The following is a 20,230-nucleotide window of genomic DNA, read 5'->3' on the forward strand; positions in this document are numbered from 1 at the left end:
GGATACCTAAGCCCGGAAGACGAACAACGCATCGAAGAAGAGTTCAACCGGACGGTTGATCCCACCTGGAAACGCGGTGACCCGCCGATCACCTAAGAATAGCGGCGTCTTGGAGTTCACTCTTCGTTCTTGACTTCGGCATCGCCCCATGCGGTGGTCAGGTCATGGCAAAGTATCTGGTCGACACCTCCTGTTTCCAACGCGGCGTGCCGCCGGACTACGACGATCCGGCGGAGGCGGGGGAGGAGGCGCGGTGGCTGCGAGAGCTGGCCGATCGCGCTGGGATACATCACCGCCTTCGAGTGGGCGCCGCCCGTCCGCGACATGCTGCTGGCGTTCGGCGTGGGCGAGGTGATCGGGCTGTTCCTGATAAGGTTCGAGCGGCCTGTTCCTGACGGCGAGGAGGATGAGGCAGAAGTCTGGATCGTGGTGGGAGACATCCCCACGATCTTCTTGGCGGCCGAGCCTCGCACCCCCGCAGACGCCCTGCGTCTCTATTGCGTGATCGCGGAGGATTGGGCCGACAAGGTCCTCGCGGAAGAGGACTTATCGGAGGCCTTCCCCATCAGCGCCGCGCCCACGCGGGAGCACGCCGAGATGCTGAAGAGCCGGCTCGAGTTTATTCGCGAGAAATTCATCCCGCTCGCCGGCGCGCCGGACCGAATCGCGGCCGATTCCATTTGATCATGGCCGGGACGAGCCCGGCCATGACGTGAAGGCCTAGGGCTACACCAGATCGCCGCCGGCCATACTGGCCGTGGTGCCGTGCTCCTTGAAGGCCTTGATGACGTTGCGGCCGACCGTCCAGCGGTGCACCTCGTCCGGCCCGTCGACCAGGCGCTGAGAGCGGATCTGCGTGTACCAGCGGGCGAGCGGGGTGTCCTGGCTGTATCCCAGCGAGCCGTGCAGCTGGATGGCGGTGTCGACCACGTGGTGGACCATGTTGGCCAGATAGACCTTGGCCATGTGGTTCTCCTGCCGGAGATCCAGGCCCTTCTCGGCCTTGTAGGCGATGTGCATCAGCATCAGCCGGCCGATGTAGAGCTGGGTCGCGCACTCGGCGAGCATGAACTGCACGACCTGGCGGTCGGCCAGCGGCCGCCCGAACGTCTCGCGCTTGGTGACCCGCTCGGTCGCCATGTCCAGCGCCCGCTGGGCCATGGCGATGTTGTGCATGCCGTGGCGCAGCCGCCCATAGGCCAGGCGGTGCTGGCCCATGTTGAAGCCGTTGCCTTCGCCGCCCAAGAGGTTCTCGGCCGGGACCACCAGGTCTTTGATCTCGATCTCGGCGTGGCCGCCGCCCAGGATGTGGCTGAGCGGGCCTTCGATGGCCATGGTCGGGATGTTGCGCTTGATGTTGTAGCCCTCGTTGGGCAGCTCGACGATGAAGGTCGAGTAGCGCTGGTGGCGGGGCGCGTCCGGATCGGTCATCGCCATGACCAGCGCCATGTCGGCGTTGGTGGCGGCCGAGGAGAACCACTTCTCGCCGTTCAGCACGTAGTTCTCGTTGCCCTGCTTGACGGCGCGGGTCTGCATGCCGGTGGCGTCGGACCCGGCGGCCTTCTCGGTCATCGAGTAGCAGACCCGCTTGTCGCCGTTCAGCAGCGGCTTGAGGAACTTCTCCTTCTGATAGTCCGTCCCGTGCGTCAGGATGGTCATCATGGTGGCGTCGTCGGGACCCTGCGTGTTCATCGACAGCGCGCCCAGGTAGCTCTCGCCGAGCTCCATCTGCACGAGCGCGTTGGCGAGCGGCCCCAGCCCCATGCCGCCGTACTCCTTGGGGATGAACGGACACCACAGGCCCTGCGCCCGCGCCTTGGTGCGCAGCTCCTTCAGGACCTTGTCGAAGGACTCGCGATCCTTGACCTTCTTCTCGGCCGGGATGCACTCGTCGTGCACCCACTTGCGGACCCGCTCGCGGATCTCCTTCGCCTCGTCCGGAATCTCGAAATCGACAGCCATGGGCGGCCTCCCTGATGCTTGTCATTCTGGCTGGCGACACCCTGGGACGGCGACGCCCCGTCAGGCAAGTCCCGGGTCGACGGATGCTCGCCTCGGGCCTAGCGTCACGCCATGGAGAACGATGGTCTGCGAACCGGGGTCGCGGGGTTGGCGGCGGCGCTGTTGGTCACCGGGAGCGCCGTCGCGGCCGGCTATCACGCCCCGCGCGACGCCTTCGGCCGGCCCGAGCTCGAAGGGCAGTGGACCAACGCCTGGCTGACTCGCCTGGAGCGGCCGGACCGGTACCGCACGCTGCAGCTCAGCGACGCGGAGGCCGCCGCCTATGAGGCCAGCCCGCCGCCGGTGATCGTCGACGACGTGGGCGGCAACGACAGCGAGATGTGGGAGATGGGCGGCCGGCTCGCTCGCATCGGCGGACGCGCGCGGATCGGGCTGATCGTCGATCCGGCCGACGGCAAGCTGCCCTATACGCCAGTCGGACGCGCCATGGCCGACGCGGCGAACCGGGCGGCCAAGGACTTCGACGGGCCGGAGCCGCGGACCACGTCGGAACAATGCCTGCTCGCCAACAGCATCGGGCCGCCGATGCTGATCGGCCTCTATGCCAACAACATCCAGATCGTGCAGACCCGCGACCGTGTGGTGTTCGTGCTCGAGTGGAACCACGAGACGCGCATCGTCCGCCTGGGCGACCGCCGTCATGCGCCACCCGCGATCCGGCCGTGGATGGGCGATTCCGTCGGCTGGTGGGACGGCGAAGCGCTGATCGTCGAGACCACCAACTTCAACCCCCGGCAGCAGCCGAGGCGCAGCGGGACAGAGAACTACTATCTCTCCCCCGCCGCCAGAGTGGTCGAACGCTTCACGCGCACCTCGCCCAGCGAAATCCTCTACCAGTTCAGCGTCGATGATCCGGCAATCTACCGCCAGACCTGGCGGGGCGAGCTGCCGATGGTGGCGAGCTCGGCGAAGACGTTTGAATTCGCCTGCCACGAGGGGAATTATTCATTGCCGAACATCCTGGCCGGCGCGCGGGCGGCCGAGCGCGACGCGACGGCCAAGACATCGGGGGAGGGGGCGCATGGGCGTTAGGATGGCAGGGGTGGCGCTGGCAGCCTGCATAGCGTTCGGCGGAGCGGCCTTCGCGGCCGATTACCATGCGCCGCGGACCGCCTTCGGGCAGCCCGACCTGCAAGGCGTCTGGACCAACGCCTCGCTCACCACGCTCGAGCGGCCGCCGATGTTCAAGACGCTGACCGTCAGCGAGGCCCAGGCGGCGGCGTTCGAGAAGGCGCGCGCGGCGCGGCGGGCGGCGGCGGACCGGCCCACCGATCCGAACGCGCCGGCCCCGCCGGTGGCCAACGATCCCGGCGGCTACAACGCCGGCTGGACCGATCCCGGCACCGCCATGGGCCGCATCGCCGGCGAGGTCAGGACGTCGTGGCTGATCGATCCGGCCGACGGCAAACTGCCCTACAGCGTGGCCGGCCGCAGAGCGTTCGACACGACGCTCCGGCGCGCGCGCACCGACTTCGACGGGCCGGAGGCGAGGCCGCTCGGCGAGCGCTGCATCCTGGGGTTCGGCTCCTCGGCCGGTCCGCCGATGCTGAACGTGCTCTACAACAACAACTACCAGATCGTGCAGTCGCCGGACGCCGTCGCGATCGTGGTCGAGATGAACCACGACGTGCGCACCATCCGGCTGAACGCCAAGGCCCACCTGCCGCCGAACATCCGCCCCTGGATGGGAGACTCTATCGGCCGCTGGGAGGGCGAGACGCTGGTGGTGGAGACCACCAACTTCAATCCCGGCGAGAGCCTCAGGCCCTACTTCGGCGCGACGCTCTATCTCTCGAAGGAGGCCAAGGTGACGGAGCGGTTCACCCGCGTCTCGCAGAGCCAGATCCTCTACGAGTTCCAGGTGGAGGACCCGAGCGTCTTCACCCAGGTCTGGAAGGCGCAGATGCCGCTGAACGCGACCAAGGGGCCGGTCTACGAATACGCGTGCCACGAGGGCAACTATGCGCTGCCGGACATCCTGTCGGGCGCGCGGGCCGCGGAGAAGGCGGGCAAGACGCCGGACGCTGCGAACCTGAGCGAATAGCCGTCCGGCGCTAGGCGGCGACCGCCGAGCCGCCGCGGACCTGGTCGAAGTCGGAAAGCAGGGCGCCCAGCGCCGAGGAACACCGCTCGGGGCGATCCAGGCGCGCGTCGAACAGCAGCGACTGGAGCTCGTCGCGGGCGCGGCGCACGCGGCTCTTCACGGTGCCCACCGGGCAGCCCATGATCTGGGCGACTTCCTCATAGGCGAGGCCGCCGGCGCCGACGAGGATCAGGGCCTCGCGCTGGAAGTCCGGCAGCATGGAAAGCGCCCGGCGGACATCCTCCAGCTCGACATTGGCCGAGGGGTCGTCCGGCGCGACCAGGGTGCGCTCGATGATCTCCTGGTCGTACTCGGCGCGCCATTTGCGGCGACGCTGGCTGGAGTAGAAGCGGTTGCGCAGGATGGTGGAGAGCCAGGCGCGCAGGTTGGTGCCGGGCCGGAACTGGTCGCGGCAGCGCCAGGCCTGCAGCAGGGTCTCCTGGGCGAGGTCCTCCGCCTGCTCGACGTCGCCGGTGAGCGTGCGGCCGAAGGCGCGCATGAACGGCACCGCGGCCAGGAGCTCGGACTCGAAGGAATCGGCAGACGACTGCTCGGACATGCTCGCCCCTCCAACGGGGCGATAACGGGCCACGGCGCAGCTTGGTTCCCTGCCGTAGGGACACGTCGTAGGACGATGAACCTGGGTTATGAATGTTCTCGTTTTGTGCTTGACAGCCGCGCGCGAATTTGCGACACTTAGGGCATCGTTGAGAACTGCGCCTCGATCTCAGCCGGCGCGGGGTACCGACCAGAACCCCTGTCATTTGGCGGAGCCGCGCTCGCGAGTTGCGGAGCCGCGCCCCCTAGTTCCCAGGGCCGAGGAGACGCCGAATTGCCATATTCTCGATTCCAGCCTTTCTCCACGACCGATATTCCGGACGAGGTCTGGGAAGATGCGGCGGCACGGTGGCGCGCCGCTCAGGGCCAATATGACAATGTCGCTCCGGCTCTAGGGGCCACTTCCGAATCCTCTGACGGGCAGCCAGAAGGCAGCAATGCGACCCAAGCGCTCCGGCAAGCGGAGATGCCGCACGCCGATTGGCAGGCACTGCGTGCGCGCCAATTGGCCGCCAACGACCAAGACGATGATGGCGCCTTGTCGGCCGGTGAGCATGGCGCGGCGCTGAGCGGCGGCTCCGGGCACGACACCTTGTCCTCGACTGCGCCCGCGCCTCCTACATCGGGGCAATCGATAGATCCGAGCCGCGTGGACGTGTTCCAGCCTGGCGCCGACGGGAAGCTGCATCCGATCCCGGGCTGGCGGACGACAGGTCCTTTCGGCTTCGGCACCTGGGCCCACTATTTCGATTGGGGCGGCGTCGCGCGCGACCTGGCGGAAATCGGCAGCGACGCCCTATTGGCACCCGAGGCAGTGGGCGTCGTGGATGCGTTTGCCAAGGACACCGCATGGAACACCGGAAAAATGACCGCGAATGCCGTATCAAAGCAGCTACGCCGCAGAGGCGTTGTCCCACCAGCGAGCGAGGTTCACCACGCAGCCGAGCTCAATGGAATCAACCGAAGCCAGGAAAACTGGCGCAATCATCCGGCCTTCCTGAAGATACTCCCGAAGGTTGACCATCGACGAATACATGGAAGCTGGGGAGACCTTCCGAGGTTTGGACCGCTCCAACGCTGGTGGGTGGGCACACCCAACTGGATGAAGACTGTTCCCGCGTGGGTCGGAGCCCACACAGCGGAATGGCTCGCTCAACCGCAGGCTTCTGATTCAGAGGAGGGAATAGAGGGCCCGGGGGTGCCGCCTACCTTGTAGCGAGCTCGCAAATAGGTTCCTGTTCCGTTCCCAAGAGGAAACACGTGACCCAACCGAGATTCCGTTATCCGCTGCTCGCGTTCACGACCGACCTCGACATGTGGGCTTTCGACAACGAGGAGGAGCTCACGACCTGCGGACCTTTGACCCTACGCGATCGTATGCAAGAGGGGATGGAGGTGGTCGATCGTGACGGGCGCTCCTGGCGCGTTCGATCCGTGCGACGTGTCGGCCCGGCGCGCTTTTCTCTCCGAACCCTCCTGAGGAAGCTATCGAAGATCGAGCACGAGTGGGAAGAACGGCCAAGTCTGACGCTCGCGGAGGCGAAGGACAGAGTGTGTGTTTCCGTCGCCGCCCATGCGGACGACCTGCTCCACTTTCCTGACGATGCCGAGGAGTTGGCCGCTCGGCAGGCGGAAGTCCGGGCGGCGGACAGCATCGCCGCGATCCACAAGCTGTTCGGATTCGACCACTTCATGGGCTACTAGGCCCTTAGCCTGGGCCCGAGGACAGTCGCCTGCGCCTCGGCTCAGCGCCTCTGGGCGGCCGAGAGCTGCTCGACCAGATCGAGGGTGGTCTGGTGGAAGTGGGGGCGCAGTCGAACGCCGTCGGCGCCGAACTCAAGGACGTTGTCGCCGGGCTCGGCCGGGAGCCAGGCCACACCGCCGGCGCTGTCCGGATCGGAGCGCTTGGCGAAGGCCACCCAGTAGGCGATCGCCGCCTCCGAGATCTTGTGGTCCTCGGGCGTGGCGGCGGGCAGGGTGCGGCCCGCGAAGCTGACGGCCTGATCGCGAAGATTGTTGAACACGTAGAGGATCTCGCCGCCGTGGTTCAGGCCCCGCACCGAGGCGCGCTGGGCGGCGGGGACGTAGGAGAAGTAGTAGTTCCACGCCTTCTGGCCGTTTCTTTCGTGCAGCCGTGCGAGATAGCGATCCGGCTCGATCACCGTTGTCTCGGTGGTGAGGTCCTGGGCGACGCCGGCGGGGTCAGCCCCATAGGCCGCGAGCACCTTTTCGCGGGCGGGACCCAGGCGGGCAAGCGTGCCCTCTGGCTGCCTGGCGGTCTGCGGAAAGAGCGAGGCCTCCCAGCTGTTGCCGCCGGCGATGTAGGGGACCTTGGCCTCCTTGCCTTCCGCGAAGGCCTGGGGCGGGGGTTCGGGGATGACGACGCCGTCGACCATCGGCGAGGGGATGCCCGGGTCGGCGAGGCCCGTGACCGGCGCCGAAAGCTCCTCGGCGGAGAGCGCGCGGAGCGCCTTGGCGGCTTCCGGGCCGGAGCCGGTGATGTTGTGGGCGGTCGCGAACGCGACGCCGATCTTCTCACCGGTGCGGGGCGCATCGCCGCGGATCGGTACGCCGGCCGAACGGCCGAAGCCGGACTCTGAGATCGCTTTCTGGAAGAGGCCCTTGGCTTCCGGCGCGGTCATCAGGAAATTAATCAGGATGCCGCCAGCGCTTTCGCCGAAGGCGGTGACGTTGTTCGGATCGCCCCCGAACGCGGCGATGTTGGCTCTCACCCACTTCAGCGCGGCGATGTTGTCCATGATGCCGTAGTTGCCGAGGGGCCCCGAGGGGGTCTCGGCGCTCAGCGCGGGGTGGGCGAAGAAGCCGAGCCGGCCCAGGCGATAGTTGACGGTGACGAAGACCACGCCGCGCTCGGCGAAGTGGCTCCCGTCGTAGAAGGTGCTGCCGCCCGTGCCCTGGATGAAGGCGCCGCCGTGGATCCAGACCATGACGGGGAGCTTCCCGCCCGGCTTGGCGGACGCGGGCGCCCAGACGTTCAGGTAGAGGCAGTCCTCCGACTGGTTCATCGTGCCGCCGGAGCGGGCCTGGCCCATCTGCATGCAGGCCGGCCCGTAGGCGGTCGCCTCGCGGACGCCCTGCCAGGGCTTCGGCGCAGCCGGCGGACGCCAGCGAAGATCGCCGACAGGAGGGGCGGCGAAGGGGATCCCCTTGAACGAGGTGACCGAGCCCGAGGTCGCGCCGTGCAGCGCGCCCTGGGTGACCTTGACCGTATCGGCGCCGCGGGCCGCCGAAGCGCCGGCCAGCGCGGCGGCGAGGCTTAGGCCGGTGATGATCGTCTTGAACGCCATGGCGCGTCTCTCCCAACCCGCCGGTCTGAGGCCGGCTCGCTCCTGCAAGGCTCCGATTGAGGCCGCGCGAAACGCGCCGGTCAAGCCAGCGCTGACCTCGGGTCACGCTGGCGCGGGGGCGCGGGGGCGCCTAGACTGGCGGGAACTCAAGGCATTCCGGAGGATCGGCGATGGCGGATTTCGGAGGCGGCGCCGAGCTGGAGGCGTTCCGGGCCGAGGCGGCCGAGTGGCTGAAGGCCAACTTCCCCCCCTCGCTCAAGGGCAAGGCGGCGATGGCCGGCGCCGAGGGCCGCCAGCCCAAAGACGGCGACTTCGCCAAGTGGCGGCAGGCGCTGGGCGGGAAGGGCTGGACCGCGCCCACTTGGCCCAAGGAATACGGCGGCGGCGGGCTCTCGGCGCCCGAGGCGCGCGCCCTGCAGCAGGAGATGGCCAAGATCGGCGCCTTCAGCCCGCTGCAGGGCTACGGCATGGGCATCACCATGATCGGCCCGACGATCCTGGACTACGGCACCGAGGAGCAGAAGCGGAAGCACATCCCGCCGATCGTGAAGGGCGAGGTGCGCTGGTGCGTCGGCTATTCGGAACCGAACGCGGGCTCGGACCTGGCCTCGCTGCAGACGCGCTGCGAGGACAAGGGCGACCACTGGCTTATCAATGGGAGCAAGATCTGGACGAGCGGCGCGCAGTGGTCGGATTGGTGCGGCTGCCTCGTGCGGACCGACCCCGCGGCCAAGAAGCATGAGGGGATCAGCTTCATCCTCCTGGACATGCATCAGCCGGGCGTGGAGACGCGGCCGATCCCGTTGATCGCCGGCGACAGCCCGTTCTGCGAGACCTTCTTCACGGATGCGACGGCCCCGAAAGAGGCGATGCTCGGCAAGCTCAACGAGGGCTGGACGGTCGGCAAGCGGCTGCTGCAGCACGAGCGCGCGAGCCAGACCGGCGCCCCGCAGGGCGGCGGCCGGCAGACGCCGCTGCAGGAGATCGCCAAGCGCTACGTGGGCGAGGACGCCAAGGGCCGGATCGCCGATCTGGATCTGCGCACACGGGTGGTGAAGAACGACATGGACGCGCGTGCGCATGCGCTGACCGTGGCGCGGGCGATGGCCGAGTCGCGCGGCTCGAACTCGCCGTCGAACGCGGTCTCGGTCTTGAAGAACTCGGCGACCCACGTGGCGCAGACGCGCTCAGAGCTGACGCTCGAGATCATGGGCCATCAGGGTCTGGGCTGGAACGGCGAGACGTTCAAGCCCGAGGAAATGGAGGCCGTGAGGGGCTGGCTGTTCGGCAAGGCGATGTCGATCTACGGCGGCTCGTTCGAGATCCAGAACAACATCATCTCCAAGCGCATCCTGGGGCTGCCGGACACCACGCAATCGACTTAGCGTCGAGGATCGCGCGCAAGCTTTAGGGCCGGCCCGGCGAAAGGGTCGGCCTTTTTCGTTTCAGACCGAAGGGAAGACCCATGCCGACCGTCGGCCGGGGCGCGGATGCCCGCGCCCGCAAGTCCACACCAGCAACGCGGCTGCGAAAGCGGGCGCAAGGCCTTGGACCCAAGGCGATAAAGACTCTTGCGGCGCTCATGCAGGACGAGAAGAGCCCGGCCGCGATCCGTCTCGCCGCGGCGCGCGAGGTGCTGGACCGCGGCCACGGCCGTCCCAAGCTCGGCGGTGGTGAGGAGGGAGACGGCGGCTTCACGGTGATCCTGAAACGCTACTCCGACGTGACGGAGGAGGAGCTCGCGCGCAGCGACGAGGGCGAGCCTTGAGCGACGACGGGATGGCGGTCTTGCCGTTTCGCTGGGACCCGCGCGAATACCAGCGGCCACTGTGGAGGTATCTCGAAGCAGGAGGGAAGCGGGCTGACGTCGTCGCGCATCGCAGGTGGGGCAAGGACGAGGTGGCGCTGCACTGGGCGGCGTATGCGATCAGCCGGAAGCCCGGCACCTATTGGCATCTGCTCCCGGAGGCCAGCCAGGGCCGCAAGGCGATCTGGGACGCGGTCAATCCGCACACCGGGCGAAAACGCATCAACGAGGCGTTTCCGTTGAAAACGCGCAAGAAGACCCGCGATTCCGAGATGATGGTCGAGTTCAAGAACGGCTCGACCTGGCAGGTCGCGGGGTCGGACAACTACAACTCGCTGGTGGGCTCGCCGCCGGTGGGGGTGGTGTTCTCGGAGTGGGCGCTCGCGAAGCCGGACGCCTGGAGCTACATCCGCCCGATCCTGGCGGAGAACGCCGGCTGGGCGCTGTTCCTGTGGACGCCGCGCGGGCGAGGTCATGCGACGCGCGCCTTCGAGGCGAGGAGCCGCGATCCGGAGTGGTTCACGCTGAAGTCGCCGGCTACGGCGACGGATGTGTTCTCGGCCGAGCAGCTGGCCCGCGAGCGCGCCGAGCTGATCGCCGAACTGGGCTCGCAGGCGGAGGGCGAGGCGAGGTTCGCCACCGAGTACCTGGTCGACTTCGAGGCCGCCGCGCCGGGAGCCTATTACGCCGCCCTGATCGGCGAGGCGGAGCGGGCCGGCCAGATCGGACGGGTCCCCTTCGATCCGGCGCTCAAGGTGGACACCGCCTGGGACCTCGGCATCGACGACTACACGGCGATCTGGTTCTTCCAGCAGGCGGGGCGCGAGGTCCGCGTCCTCGACTACTACGAGACGCGCGGCCAGGGGCTGGATGCGATCGTGCGCGAGGCGCTGGCGGGCCGGCCCTGGACCTTCGGCGCGCACCATCTGCCGCACGACGTCATGGTGCGCGAGCTCGGGGCAGCCGGTCGCTCGCGCTACGAGACGCTGCAGGGGCTGGGCCTTGCCGGAATCGAGGTCGGCGCGGCGATGGAGGCGGAGGAGCGGATCAACGCCGTGCGGCTGATGATCCCCTTGTGCTGGTTCGACGCCGAGCGTTGCGGGCTGGGCCTCGAGAGGCTGCGCGCCTATCGCAAGCGCTGGAGCCGGGCGACGCGAAGCTACGCCGGGCCGCTGCACGACGAGGCGAGCCATGCGGCCGACGCCTTCGGCGAGTTCGCCGCCAACCGGCGCGGCGGGTCCGGTCCGGCCCGGCCGGCGCGGCGGGTCACTCACGAGCCGCTGGGGTGGATGGGTTGAGCGAGATGTGGGTCCCGGAGGCGGCGCCTCCTCGGCCAGCTTCTGGCGGCGCCCGTCGCGCCACAGCAAGTCGGCGGCTGCGGCGAAACACAGGATCGCGAGCGCGGTAGCGGCGAGCAACGGCTCCAGGATCTTAATGGAGATCGTCGGGGTTCATCGACGCCGCAACGCACGAGGCCGAGCCTGAGACGAGCTCAGCGCCGCCCCTAGAGCAGACGCTCCACGGTGTCGTGCTCCTGGGCGGCGGCGCGGATCAGGATGCGTCGCACGCCCTCCATCGCGCGAGCGGCCTTGGCCGTATAGGACAGCGCATGATGCTGCCGGCAGATCAGTCCCTCCTGCACCAGGGCGCGGACCTTGCGGCGCACGGTCTCCTCGGGGATGCCGCTCCCCTCGGAGAGGGATTTCACGTTGGTGGCGAGACTCGGGAGCTCGGCCATTTCGTCGGCGAGGACCCGCTCGAGGTCGAGCCCTGAGGCGGCGTGGTGCTCGGCGGTCCGCAGGGCGACCAAGAGCATGATGTGGAGCTTTTCGATGTCGCCGGCGAAGAGGTGCTGGGCCTCGGTCAGGAGGTCGACGACCGGCGACACCAGATCCTTGACGATCCGCGTGTAGTTCTCGCGCAGCAGGGGTTCCAGGGGATGCGTCATCCCGCCGAACGAACGTGCGCCCGTCGGCCCCGTTCCGCAGGCAGGGGCCGCTCCGCGCTCAAGCCCGACTAGCGGCCCGAACCCGGGCGGCTTGGCGGGGCCGGCGTGCGGCCCCGCCGCAACGGTCACTTCGCAGGCGTTGCGTCCGACGTCTTGGCCATGTGGTGCTTGGCGTGGTGTTTCATGTGATGCGCCTTAGCGTGGCGCATCTTGTGATGGTGCTTGGCCGCCGCCGGCTTCTCCGGCGGATTGGGGATCGGCTGCATCGTACCTGCTTGGGCGAGCGCCGTCCCGGCGGACAGCGTCAGGGCGGCCACCAGGGCCACGCCGATCATCGTAGATTTCAAGAACACCTCCCTCTGCTGGATTGCTCCGACGAATCAGAATCGTGCGCTTCCTCACAATCGGCAGCAAGCGGGATTGTCGCGGCCGGCGGGCGTGCTATCGCGGAGCCGCCGACGGACCTCCGACGGCGGTCCCACCGAGGCGCCCATGGACCCGACCACCCACATCCTGGCGCTCGAAGCCCGGCTGGACGAGATGCAGGCGAGCCTGATGGCGCACGACCTGTTGGTGCGCGCGCTGCTGGCGCACCTGGCGCTCGCCGATCCCGAAGCCTTCAAGACCGTGGAGGCGAGCCTGGGCGGGCTGCGGTTCTTCCGCCAGGGCGGCGGCGGGGGCGAGTTGCCCAGGGAGGTCGCCGACGAGATCGCCCTGATCCTCAACGAGATCGACGCCCAGGTCGAAAAGCGCCGGTGAGGGCGCGGCTTCGGCTCCGTTAAGACACCGTTCTCCATACCTCGCTAGCGTCGGCGGTCCTGAGAGGAAATTGGGGCGGATGTTCGATTCCTGGTTCGACGAGCGGTTCGTCAGCGCCGGGGCGCAAAGCTTTCGTTTGTCGCCGGTGCGGCTGGCGTTCGCTGGCATCCTCTGGTGGCTGCTGGGCTACGTGTCCGGCTGGGTCACCGCGAGCGTCTGGACCGCCGTGGTGCTGGCGCTGGAAATCCCGATGCGGCTCACGGCGCGCCCGATGGCCCGGGGCCAGCCGATCAGCCGCGCGCATGCCTGGGCGACTTTCTGGACCTACGCCATCGCGATCTCGGCCTGGAGCAGCGTGGGCGTGATCCTCTGGGCCGCGCCGTCGCGCTCGTCGGACGTCGCGGCGGCGGCCTTTTTCGCGGGCCACCTGCTCTATGTGGAGGCCCATCACAGCCGTTCGCCCGGCGCCTTGATCCCCGCGACGCCGGCGCTGGCCGCGCCGCTGCTCACGCTCGGGCTCTCGCCGCACTTCTCCGGCATGGACCAGGTGGTGGTGATGATCACCATGCTGGCCGTGGTCGGCCACGCCATGATCGGCATCTACGTCGGTTCGGAGAACTTCAAGCAACTGGTGGGCGTGACCCGGCAACTGCGGCGGCAGAAGGAGCGCGCCGAGATGGCGAGCGCCGAGATGGCCGCCGCCCGCGACGAGGCGGAGGCGGCCAGCCGCGCCAAAAGCGCCTTCCTTGCCACGATGAGCCACGAGGTCCGCACGCCGCTGAACGGCGTGCTGGGCATGGCGCAGGCCATGTCGGCCGACCCCCAGCTCTCGGCGGGGCACCGGGCGCAGCTGCAGGTGATCCGCGACTCCGGCGAGGCCCTGCTGGCGGTGTTGAACGACATCCTCGACCTCTCGAAGGTGGAGGCGGGCAAGCTCGAGCTTGAGATCCTCGAATTCGACCTGGCCGAGGTCGCCCGCGGCGCGCACCAGGCGTTCGCAGCCGTCGCCGCCGAGAAGGGACTCGAGTTCGAGCTGATCTTCGCGCCAGCGGCCGGGGGCCGCTACCGCGGCGATCCCACGCGGATCCGGCAGATTCTCTACAACCTGATGTCCAACGCGATGAAGTTCACCGACCGGGGTGGGATCCGCGTGCTGATCGATCGCGCTGACGAGCGGCTGACCATCGCCGTGGAAGACACCGGCATCGGCATCCCCCCGGAACATCTGGAGCGGCTGTTCGGAAAATTCGAACAGGCCGACGCCTCGACGACCCGCCGCTACGGCGGCGCCGGGTTGGGGCTGTCCATCTGCCGCGAGCTGGCGAGCCTGATGGGCGGCACGATCGCGGCCGAGAGCCGGCCGGGCGAGGGCGCGCGATTCACCCTGACGCTGCCGCTGGAGCGCATCGGCGAGGCGGCCCGGCGGCGGCCCGCCTCGATGCGCCGCCCGAAGCCCGTGCGCCGGGCGCGGGCGCGGCCGCCCAAGCTGCTGGCGGCGGAGGACAACGCGGTCAACCAGCTGGTGCTGAAGCTGCTCCTGGCGGAGGTGGGCATAGAGCCGGTGCTGGTGGAGACCGGCGCCGAGGCGTTCGCCGCGTGGGAGGCCGAGCCTTTCGACCTGGTCCTGATGGACATCCAGATGCCGGTGATGGACGGCCCCACGGCGGCGCGCGCGATCCGCGCGGCGGAGGCGGCGAGCGGTCGGCCGCGCACCCCGATCGTGGCGCTGAGCGCCAACGCCATGGCCCATCAGGTCGCCGAGTACCTGGCGGCAGGCATGGACAACCATGTGGCGAAGCCGATCGACGCCCGCAGGCTCTACGAGGTGATCGACGCCGCCCTCGCCGAAGCGGCCGATGGGACGAGAGGCCGGCAGGCCGCACGGCGGCGGGCTTAGTTCTTGACGGCCGCGGGTGTTGTCTCAGTTTGAATTCCGAGGTCGTTGTCGAGCATCGCGCACGCCGGCGCCCCCCGCTATGGTAGCCGGATGGAAACCCCCGAAGAGATCAGGGTCCGCTGGCGCTATCTGCGCGACCTGCTGATTGAACAGCTTGGCCGTTTTGAGAGCGGCTCCATCCAGATGCGCCACGAGGACACAAACGTAAGCACGGACGCCATATGGGTGCTCAAGCAGAGCATCCAGGATTTCGACGCGCTGATTACCGAGAGCGAAGATAAGGATGCCGAAAGGCCCTCGCGGGGAGAAGCGCTCCGCTGACGCCATCGGCCGCTCGCGCGGCGAATATTCCGTGGGCCAGAGACGTCAACCAGGGCGACGCATCAGAATTTCGAACTGAAACACCACCCGGCCGCGCGCGAATTTGCGACATTTCGGGCAGGGTTGAGAGCTGCGCCTGGAGCGGAGCGCGCGGCAACGCTTGACGGAAGCTGACCGGCTTCGGCCGGCGCGAGATGATCCATGACAATCGAACATGATGAGCCCGCCGGCGGCGCGGCGCTCGCGCGCCTGCGCCAGATCCTGGCGGCGGAGGAGGGGCGCCGCACGCGCGTCTATCCCGACACGCTCGGACGCCTGACCGTGGGGATCGGCCACCTGGTCCGTCCCGAAGACGAGCTGAAGTCAGGGGACGTGATCTCCGAGGCGCGGGTGGATGCGCTGTTCGAGAAGGATGGCGCCCGCGCCTTGGCGGCGGCCGCGGCCCAGGCGGCCGAGGCGGGGATCACGAGCGCCGACTTCGTCGTGCGGCTCGCCGCGGTGAACTTCCAGCTCGGGACCGGCTGGACGGCGGTGTTCCCGAAGACCTGGGCCCTCGTCATGGCCGGCGACTACCGGGCGGCGGCGGGCGAGCTGGAAGACTCCCTCTGGGCGCGGCAGACGCCGCGACGGGTCGCGGCCTTCCAGGCTGCGCTCCGGCAGCTCTCACGAAAAACGAACGGGAATTGATGTTCGCAGTTTGTTCTTGACGTCCGCGCGCGAATTTGCGATAATTCGGGCACGGTTGAGAATTGCGCCTCGAGGCCCGCGAAGGATTGACGCGGGCGCGGCGTAGGGCCTTCCGATCCTGAAATCTGGGGCGGCTTCCTTGAGCCGCGCATGAACCCGACGGGCGCTTGCCCGGGCGGGCCAAACCTGTTGGGGAACTCCGCCTTGTCCGACGACGAGATCATCCGCGAGGCGCGTGAGGCCTTCGAACTGGCGGCCGACGCCGAGGCTGAGAACCGCCGCGAGGCGCTGGACGACCTGAGGTTCGCCAGGCTCGGCGAACAGTGGCCGGAGCAGGTTCGTCGGGAGCGGGAGCTGGACGGGCGGCCCTGCCTGACGATCAACCGGCTGCCGGCGTTCATCCGCCAGGTGGTCAACGACGCCCGCCAGAACAAGCCCGCCATGGTCGTCCACCCGGTGGACAACGCGGCCGATCCCGCAACGGCGGAGGTGCTGAACGGCCTCATCCGGCACATCGAACAGAGCTCGGACGCGGAGGTGGCGTACGACACCGCGCTCGACTTCGCGGTGACCGGCGGCTTCGGCTACTTCCGGATCAACACGCGCTACGCATCCGACGACACCTTCGACCAGGATCTCGCCATCGAGCGCGTCGCGAACCCCTTCTCGATCTACGGCGACCCGAACGGGACGGCGGCGGACTCGTCGGATTGGAACGTCGCCTTCGTGGTCGACACCTTGCCCAAGGCCGCGTTCGAGGCCCGCTGGAAGGGCGCCGAGGCGGCCGACTGGGACGCCGATTCCTATGCGGCGCTGAGCGGACCGTGGCTCGACGGCGAGCGGGTCATGGTCGCCGAATACTGGCGGCGCGAGCCGGTGCGGCGAACGATCCTGGCGCTGTCGGACGGTCAGGTGGCGGAGGCCAGCGTCTATCAGGCGCAGAAGCCGATGTTCGACGCGCTGGGCGTGTCGGTGGTCGGCCGCCCCCGTGAGGTGGCGAGCCACAGGGTGACGCAGCGGATCCTGACCGGCGCGGAGGTGCTGGAGACGGTCGACTGGGCGGGCAAGTTCATCCCGATCGTGCCGGTCTATGGCGAGGAGCTGCACGTCGACGGCCGGCGCCGGCTGCGCAGCCTGGTGCGCGACGCCAAGGATCCGCAGCGGATGTTCAACTACTGGCGCACGACCACCACCGAGCTCGTGGCGCTGGCCCCCAAGACGCCGTTCATCGGGCGCAAGGGGGCGTTCGAGACCGACAGCGCCAAGTGGGCCACGGCCAACACCCAGACCCATGCCTACATCGAGTACGACGGGCCCGAGCCGCCGCAGCGCCAGCCGTTCGCGGGACCGCCCGCCGGCGCCATGCAGGAAGCGCTGTCGGCCTCCGACGACATGAAGGCGATCATGGGCCTGCACGATGCGAGCCTGGGCGCGGCGTCCAACGAGACCTCCGGCCGGGCGATCCTGATGCGGCAGCGCGAAGGCGACGTCTCAACCTTCCACTACATCGACAATTTGAGCCGAGCGCTGCGTCACGCCGGCCGGATCCTGATCGACTTGATCCCGAAGGTCTATGGGACCGCGCGCGTGATCCGGGTGCTGGGCGCCGACGGAGCCGCGCAGAGCGTGACCGTGAACTCGGGGTCGCCCGGCCAGGGCGCCGCAGGCGAGCTCGGCAAGGTCGAGAAGATCTACAACCTGACCGTCGGCAAGTACGACCTCACCGTGGAAAGCGGACCTTCCTTCACGACACGGCGGGAAGAGACGGCCAACCAGATGATCGAACTGATCCGCGCCTATCCGCAGGCCGCGCCGCTGATCGGCGACCTGTTGGCCAAGAACCTCGATTGGCCGGGCGCCGACGAGATCGCGAACCGGCTGCAGGCGGCGCTGCCGGCGCAGCTCAAGGGCTTCTCGCCGGACGCGCAGGCGGCCCAGGCGGCGCAGGCGCAGCTCGCCAGGCTCGCCCAGATGTTGGCGGCGGCCCAGGCCGAGATCGCCAGCCTGAAGCAGGACCAGACCAACTCGGCGAGGCGCTTGCAGGTCGAAGCCTTCGAGGCGGAGACCAACCGTCTGAAGGCCCTGCAGCGCTGAAACAAGCGCTGCATTGAATTGGGCGCAAGACCCGAGGCCGCCCCTTCCGCTCACTGACATGACGAAGCGCGGTCGGCCGAAGGACCGCTGAGCAACCCGCGCCGGGTGCGGCGCATCACGCGAGGACAGCATGAAAGACGACGACGCCATCAAGGCGGGCGAGGGCGACCTCGCGCGCGCGGACGATCTCGAACGGGAGGCCCGGGCGGATGCGCGGGAGCCGGACCAGGACGACGGCTGCGAGACCTGCGAGGTGGAGCACGAGGGCCAGACTTACGAGGTGCCGACGGCGCTGAAGGGCGCGTTCCTCAGGCACGCCGATTACACGAAGAAGACCCAGGAGCTGGCCGAGCAGCGGCGGGCGCTGGAGGCGGAGCGGGCGGCCGTGGCTGAGCAGGGCCGCGCGGCGGCCGAGGCCACGCACGATCGGCTCCAGCTGGCGGCGATCGATCACGAACTGGCGAGCTTCCAGGGTGTCGACTGGCAGGCCTATGCGAGGACCGACCCGCAGGGCGCCCAGGCGCTGCACGGCCGGTTCCAGGCGCTGGTCGAGGCGCGCGGGCGGCTCGCCCAGGCTGTCGCCCAGCACGAGCATGGGCGCAGGCTGAGGGAGGCCCAAGAGGCCGCCCAGGCGATGGCCGAGACCGGCCGGACGCTGGCGCGCGAGATCCCCGGCTGGTCGCCGGAGCTCGCGGCCAAGCTCAGCGACTATGCGCTCAGCCAAGGCGTGACCCACGAAGAGCTGGCGGCCGCTTCGGACCCGCGGATCTGGAAGGTGCTGCACAAGGCCTATCGCGCGGAGGCGGGCGGCGGCGGCGGCGTCGAGACGGCGGCGAAGTCCCCCGCCGTGCGGCCGGCGGTGTCGGTCGCGGGCGCAGCGGTCTCGAGCGGCGGCGTGCGCGACGAGCTTTCGACCAAGGACTGGATGCGCCGCCGAAACGAGCAGCTGCGCAAGGGCCGGTGATACGCTTCAGCTACCCATCCACAACACCCGCCCGTCGGGAGCGGTCGGATTATCCTCGATCTCTCTCGTCGCGATCTTGGCGACCATGATGGCGCGGACGATGGCGTCGGCGGGACGCTTCTCTCCGCGAGGGCCTTTAGAGACTTGAGCCTCCGCCACGAAAACGAGCGAGTACGGTTTCGAGATAGGTAAGCTCGATCCGAAGCAGAGCCGCTTCGCGTTCAGTGACATCGACGCCGTTCTCTCGGACTTGCATTTCTCTAGCATCCAGCGCCGCAAGCATCTTGCGTAGGCGGGCAAGTTCAAGAGTGGCGGGCATGGCCGGATGATACGTCCGCCGTTGCGTCGGCGCCACGCTTGTCAACGCCGGCAAATTTCAAACTGAGACACCACCGGAGCCGGACGCGAACACCAAGAGCCGACCCTCTCGGGCCCGAGCGGCGTGGCCGCCAATGAGGCCGAGGACCAGGGGGGCTTCGACCGACCTGACCAGCCGCCGCCGGACGCAAGCGCCGGCGCGCCCGAACATGCGCGGGGCGCCCCTCGTGCCTCGGGAGAGCTCGCGCGGCTTCATCCCAACCTTTCGAAAGGACAGAGAATGGCCAACGCCATCCTGACGCCGACCGCGGTGACGCGCGAGGCGTTGCGCGTGCTGCACCAGAAGCTCAATTTCGTGGGCTCGATCACGCGCGACTACGACGACAGTTTCGCCCGGCAGGGCGCGAAGATCGGTGACACCCTGAAGGTGCGCCTGCCGAACCAATTCACGGTCCGCACCGGCCCGACGCTGGCGGCGCAGGACACCACTGAGACCTCGGTGGACCTCAAGGTGCAGACCCAGAAGGGCGTCGACCTGAACTTCACCTCCGTGGACCTGACCATGGCCCTCGACGATTTCTCCGACCGGATCCTGGATCCCGCCATGAGCGTGCTGGCCGCCAACATCGAGGCGGACGCCATGACCATGTACAAGGACGTCTGGAACCAGGTGAACAACCAGGCCCAGGCGGCGACCTTCAACAAGGTGCTGCAGGGCCGCAAGATCCTGGTCGACAATCTTGCGCCGCTGGCCGGCCGGACCTGCAACCTGAACACCCAGGACAACGTCGACCTGGTGGATGCGTTGAAGGGCCTGTTCAACGACCAGTCGACGATCTCCAAGCAGAACCGCGAAGGCTACATGGGCCGAACCGCGGGCTTCGACTTCATGGAGAACACGCTGTGGCCGGCGCATCCGCGGGGCGCGGCGGGCGCCGGCTACATCGTGGCGGGCGCCGGCCAGACGGGCGCCTCGCTTGCGGTCTCCACCGGGACGGGAGCCGCGGTCAAGGGCGACGTCTTCTCGATCCCCGGCGTTTTCCGGGTGCATCCGGAGACCAAGGCCGCGACCAGCGTCCTGCAGCAGTTCGTGCTGACCGCGGACTACGCGGGCGGCGCAGGCAACCTGGCGATCTCGCCGGCGATCGTCACCACCGGGCCGCTACAGAACGTCTCGGCCTCACCGGCCAACGGGGCGGCGGTGAACTTCGCCGGCGCGGCGAGCATTCCGTATGGGATCTCCATGGCCTACCAGAAGGGCGCCTTCGCGTTCGCCACGGCCGATATGGTGATGCCCCGCGGCGTCGACTTCGCCGCGCGTGAGGTGTTCGACGGCGTTTCGATGCGCATCGTGCGCCAGTACGACATCAACAACGACAAGTTCCCGTGCCGCCTGGACGTGCTCTACGGGTACAAGACGCTTCGGCCGCAGCTGGCGTGCCGCCTGGCCAACAACTAGCGCCG

Annotated in this window: 20 protein-coding genes; 15 read left to right on the forward strand and 5 right to left on the reverse strand. The window is 68.5% G+C overall.

Going from position 1 to position 20,230, the window contains the following annotated elements; genetic code table 11:
* Window positions 1-324: 324 nt before the first annotated feature.
* Window positions 325-684 (forward strand): hypothetical protein, encoded by a 360-nt coding sequence (locus Q0W60_RS06780; RefSeq protein ID WP_297693875.1) that lies wholly within the window; start codon window positions 325-327, stop codon window positions 682-684.
* 42 nt (window positions 685-726) lie between these two features.
* Here Q0W60_RS06780 and Q0W60_RS06785 read toward each other — a convergent pair whose 3' ends face one another.
* The gene (locus Q0W60_RS06785; RefSeq protein ID WP_297693877.1) at window positions 727-1,962 is read right to left on the reverse strand and encodes an acyl-CoA dehydrogenase family protein; all 1,236 of its coding nucleotides are present in this window, start codon (window positions 1,960-1,962) and stop codon (window positions 727-729) included.
* A 111-nt stretch (window positions 1,963-2,073) separates the two neighbouring features.
* On the opposite strand from Q0W60_RS06785, the gene Q0W60_RS06790 reads away from it, so the two are divergent.
* Window positions 2,074-3,054 carry a hypothetical protein gene (locus tag Q0W60_RS06790; RefSeq protein ID WP_297693879.1) on the forward strand — a complete coding sequence of 327 codons (981 nt, stop codon included), beginning with the start codon at window positions 2,074-2,076 and terminating at the stop codon, window positions 3,052-3,054.
* A 10-nt stretch (window positions 3,055-3,064) separates the two neighbouring features.
* A complete protein-coding gene (locus tag Q0W60_RS06795) occupies window positions 3,065-4,066 on the forward strand; it encodes a hypothetical protein (protein WP_297693881.1) in 1,002 nt (333 codons plus the stop codon).
* 10 nt (window positions 4,067-4,076) lie between these two features.
* Here the strand turns inward: Q0W60_RS06795 and Q0W60_RS06800 are convergent, their stop codons facing one another.
* Complete coding sequence (locus Q0W60_RS06800) at window positions 4,077-4,664, reverse strand: sigma-70 family RNA polymerase sigma factor (RefSeq protein ID WP_297693883.1); 588 nt, start codon at window positions 4,662-4,664, stop codon at window positions 4,077-4,079.
* A 273-nt stretch (window positions 4,665-4,937) separates the two neighbouring features.
* On the opposite strand from Q0W60_RS06800, the gene Q0W60_RS06805 reads away from it, so the two are divergent.
* Window positions 4,938-5,879 carry a hypothetical protein gene (locus tag Q0W60_RS06805; protein ID WP_297693885.1) on the forward strand — a complete coding sequence of 314 codons (942 nt, stop codon included), beginning with the start codon at window positions 4,938-4,940 and terminating at the stop codon, window positions 5,877-5,879.
* Window positions 5,880-5,923: 44 nt separating this feature from the next.
* A complete protein-coding gene (locus Q0W60_RS06810) occupies window positions 5,924-6,367 on the forward strand; it encodes a hypothetical protein (RefSeq protein WP_297693887.1) in 444 nt (147 codons plus the stop codon).
* Between the two features lie 41 nt (window positions 6,368-6,408).
* Here Q0W60_RS06810 and Q0W60_RS06815 read toward each other — a convergent pair whose 3' ends face one another.
* Window positions 6,409-7,971, reverse strand: coding sequence for a carboxylesterase family protein (locus tag Q0W60_RS06815; protein WP_297693889.1), 1,563 nt, complete (start codon window positions 7,969-7,971; stop codon window positions 6,409-6,411).
* A 170-nt stretch (window positions 7,972-8,141) separates the two neighbouring features.
* Here Q0W60_RS06815 and Q0W60_RS06820 point away from each other — a divergent pair, with 170 nt between their 5' ends.
* The 3 genes from Q0W60_RS06820 to Q0W60_RS06830 all read left to right on the forward strand — a co-directional run bounded on the left by Q0W60_RS06820 (window position 8,142) and on the right by Q0W60_RS06830 (window position 11,076).
* The gene (locus Q0W60_RS06820) at window positions 8,142-9,356 is read left to right on the forward strand and encodes an acyl-CoA dehydrogenase family protein (RefSeq protein ID WP_297693891.1); all 1,215 of its coding nucleotides are present in this window, start codon (window positions 8,142-8,144) and stop codon (window positions 9,354-9,356) included.
* 197 nt (window positions 9,357-9,553) lie between these two features.
* Entirely contained in the window at window positions 9,554-9,739 is a 186-nt protein-coding gene (locus Q0W60_RS06825; RefSeq protein WP_297693893.1) for a hypothetical protein, read from the forward strand.
* Window positions 9,736-11,076: a hypothetical protein gene (locus Q0W60_RS06830; protein WP_297693895.1), complete on the forward strand. Its 1,341-nt coding sequence runs from the start codon at window positions 9,736-9,738 to the stop codon at window positions 11,074-11,076. Before Q0W60_RS06825 ends, Q0W60_RS06830 begins: the two co-directional genes overlap by 4 nt.
* Before the next feature lie 206 nt (window positions 11,077-11,282).
* Here the strand turns inward: Q0W60_RS06830 and Q0W60_RS06835 are convergent, their stop codons facing one another.
* Both Q0W60_RS06835 and Q0W60_RS06840 read right to left on the reverse strand, forming a co-directional pair.
* The gene (locus Q0W60_RS06835) at window positions 11,283-11,726 is read right to left on the reverse strand and encodes a hypothetical protein (protein ID WP_297693897.1); all 444 of its coding nucleotides are present in this window, start codon (window positions 11,724-11,726) and stop codon (window positions 11,283-11,285) included.
* Window positions 11,727-11,851: 125 nt separating this feature from the next.
* Window positions 11,852-12,073 (reverse strand): hypothetical protein, encoded by a 222-nt coding sequence (locus tag Q0W60_RS06840; RefSeq protein ID WP_297693899.1) that lies wholly within the window; start codon window positions 12,071-12,073, stop codon window positions 11,852-11,854.
* A gap of 145 nt (window positions 12,074-12,218) precedes the next feature.
* On the opposite strand from Q0W60_RS06840, the gene Q0W60_RS06845 reads away from it, so the two are divergent.
* The 7 genes from Q0W60_RS06845 to Q0W60_RS06875 all read left to right on the forward strand — a co-directional run bounded on the left by Q0W60_RS06845 (window position 12,219) and on the right by Q0W60_RS06875 (window position 20,225).
* Window positions 12,219-12,485 carry a hypothetical protein gene (locus Q0W60_RS06845; protein WP_297693901.1) on the forward strand — a complete coding sequence of 89 codons (267 nt, stop codon included), beginning with the start codon at window positions 12,219-12,221 and terminating at the stop codon, window positions 12,483-12,485.
* 79 nt (window positions 12,486-12,564) lie between these two features.
* Window positions 12,565-14,382, forward strand: a complete 1,818-nt coding sequence (locus Q0W60_RS06850) for an ATP-binding protein (RefSeq protein ID WP_297693903.1) — start codon at window positions 12,565-12,567, stop codon at window positions 14,380-14,382.
* A 90-nt stretch (window positions 14,383-14,472) separates the two neighbouring features.
* Window positions 14,473-14,703: a hypothetical protein gene (locus Q0W60_RS06855; protein WP_297693904.1), complete on the forward strand. Its 231-nt coding sequence runs from the start codon at window positions 14,473-14,475 to the stop codon at window positions 14,701-14,703.
* A gap of 201 nt (window positions 14,704-14,904) precedes the next feature.
* On the forward strand, window positions 14,905-15,390 hold the full coding sequence (locus Q0W60_RS06860) for a hypothetical protein (protein WP_297693905.1): 486 nt from the start codon (window positions 14,905-14,907) through the stop codon (window positions 15,388-15,390).
* A 204-nt stretch (window positions 15,391-15,594) separates the two neighbouring features.
* Window positions 15,595-17,484 carry a portal protein gene (locus Q0W60_RS06865; RefSeq protein WP_297693907.1) on the forward strand — a complete coding sequence of 630 codons (1,890 nt, stop codon included), beginning with the start codon at window positions 15,595-15,597 and terminating at the stop codon, window positions 17,482-17,484.
* A 130-nt stretch (window positions 17,485-17,614) separates the two neighbouring features.
* Window positions 17,615-18,448, forward strand: coding sequence for a hypothetical protein (locus Q0W60_RS06870; RefSeq protein WP_297693909.1), 834 nt, complete (start codon window positions 17,615-17,617; stop codon window positions 18,446-18,448).
* 598 nt (window positions 18,449-19,046) lie between these two features.
* Entirely contained in the window at window positions 19,047-20,225 is a 1,179-nt protein-coding gene (locus Q0W60_RS06875) for a P22 phage major capsid protein family protein (RefSeq protein ID WP_297693911.1), read from the forward strand.
* The last annotated feature ends 5 nt before the right edge of the window (window positions 20,226-20,230 follow it).

Source organism: Phenylobacterium sp. (assembly GCF_025934275.1).
In the GTDB taxonomy this organism is placed as follows: domain Bacteria; phylum Pseudomonadota; class Alphaproteobacteria; order Caulobacterales; family Caulobacteraceae; genus Phenylobacterium.

Coding starts and splice junctions, on each gene's coding strand:
- Q0W60_RS06780 (WP_297693875.1), top strand. CDS start 325: ATGCTGCTGGCGTTCGGCGTGGGCGAGGTGATCGGGCTGTTCCTGATA.
- Q0W60_RS06785 (WP_297693877.1), bottom strand. CDS start 1,962: ATGGCTGTCGATTTCGAGATTCCGGACGAGGCGAAGGAGATCCGCGAG.
- Q0W60_RS06790 (WP_297693879.1), top strand. CDS start 2,074: ATGGAGAACGATGGTCTGCGAACCGGGGTCGCGGGGTTGGCGGCGGCG.
- Q0W60_RS06800 (WP_297693883.1), bottom strand. CDS start 4,664: ATGTCCGAGCAGTCGTCTGCCGATTCCTTCGAGTCCGAGCTCCTGGCC.
- Q0W60_RS06815 (WP_297693889.1), bottom strand. CDS start 7,971: ATGGCGTTCAAGACGATCATCACCGGCCTAAGCCTCGCCGCCGCGCTG.
- Q0W60_RS06820 (WP_297693891.1), top strand. CDS start 8,142: ATGGCGGATTTCGGAGGCGGCGCCGAGCTGGAGGCGTTCCGGGCCGAG.
- Q0W60_RS06825 (WP_297693893.1), top strand. CDS start 9,554: ATGCAGGACGAGAAGAGCCCGGCCGCGATCCGTCTCGCCGCGGCGCGC.
- Q0W60_RS06835 (WP_297693897.1), bottom strand. CDS start 11,726: ATGACGCATCCCCTGGAACCCCTGCTGCGCGAGAACTACACGCGGATC.
- Q0W60_RS06845 (WP_297693901.1), top strand. CDS start 12,219: ATGGACCCGACCACCCACATCCTGGCGCTCGAAGCCCGGCTGGACGAG.
- Q0W60_RS06850 (WP_297693903.1), top strand. CDS start 12,565: ATGTTCGATTCCTGGTTCGACGAGCGGTTCGTCAGCGCCGGGGCGCAA.
- Q0W60_RS06855 (WP_297693904.1), top strand. CDS start 14,473: ATGGAAACCCCCGAAGAGATCAGGGTCCGCTGGCGCTATCTGCGCGAC.
- Q0W60_RS06860 (WP_297693905.1), top strand. CDS start 14,905: ATGACAATCGAACATGATGAGCCCGCCGGCGGCGCGGCGCTCGCGCGC.
- Q0W60_RS06870 (WP_297693909.1), top strand. CDS start 17,615: ATGAAAGACGACGACGCCATCAAGGCGGGCGAGGGCGACCTCGCGCGC.
- Q0W60_RS06875 (WP_297693911.1), top strand. CDS start 19,047: ATGGCCAACGCCATCCTGACGCCGACCGCGGTGACGCGCGAGGCGTTG.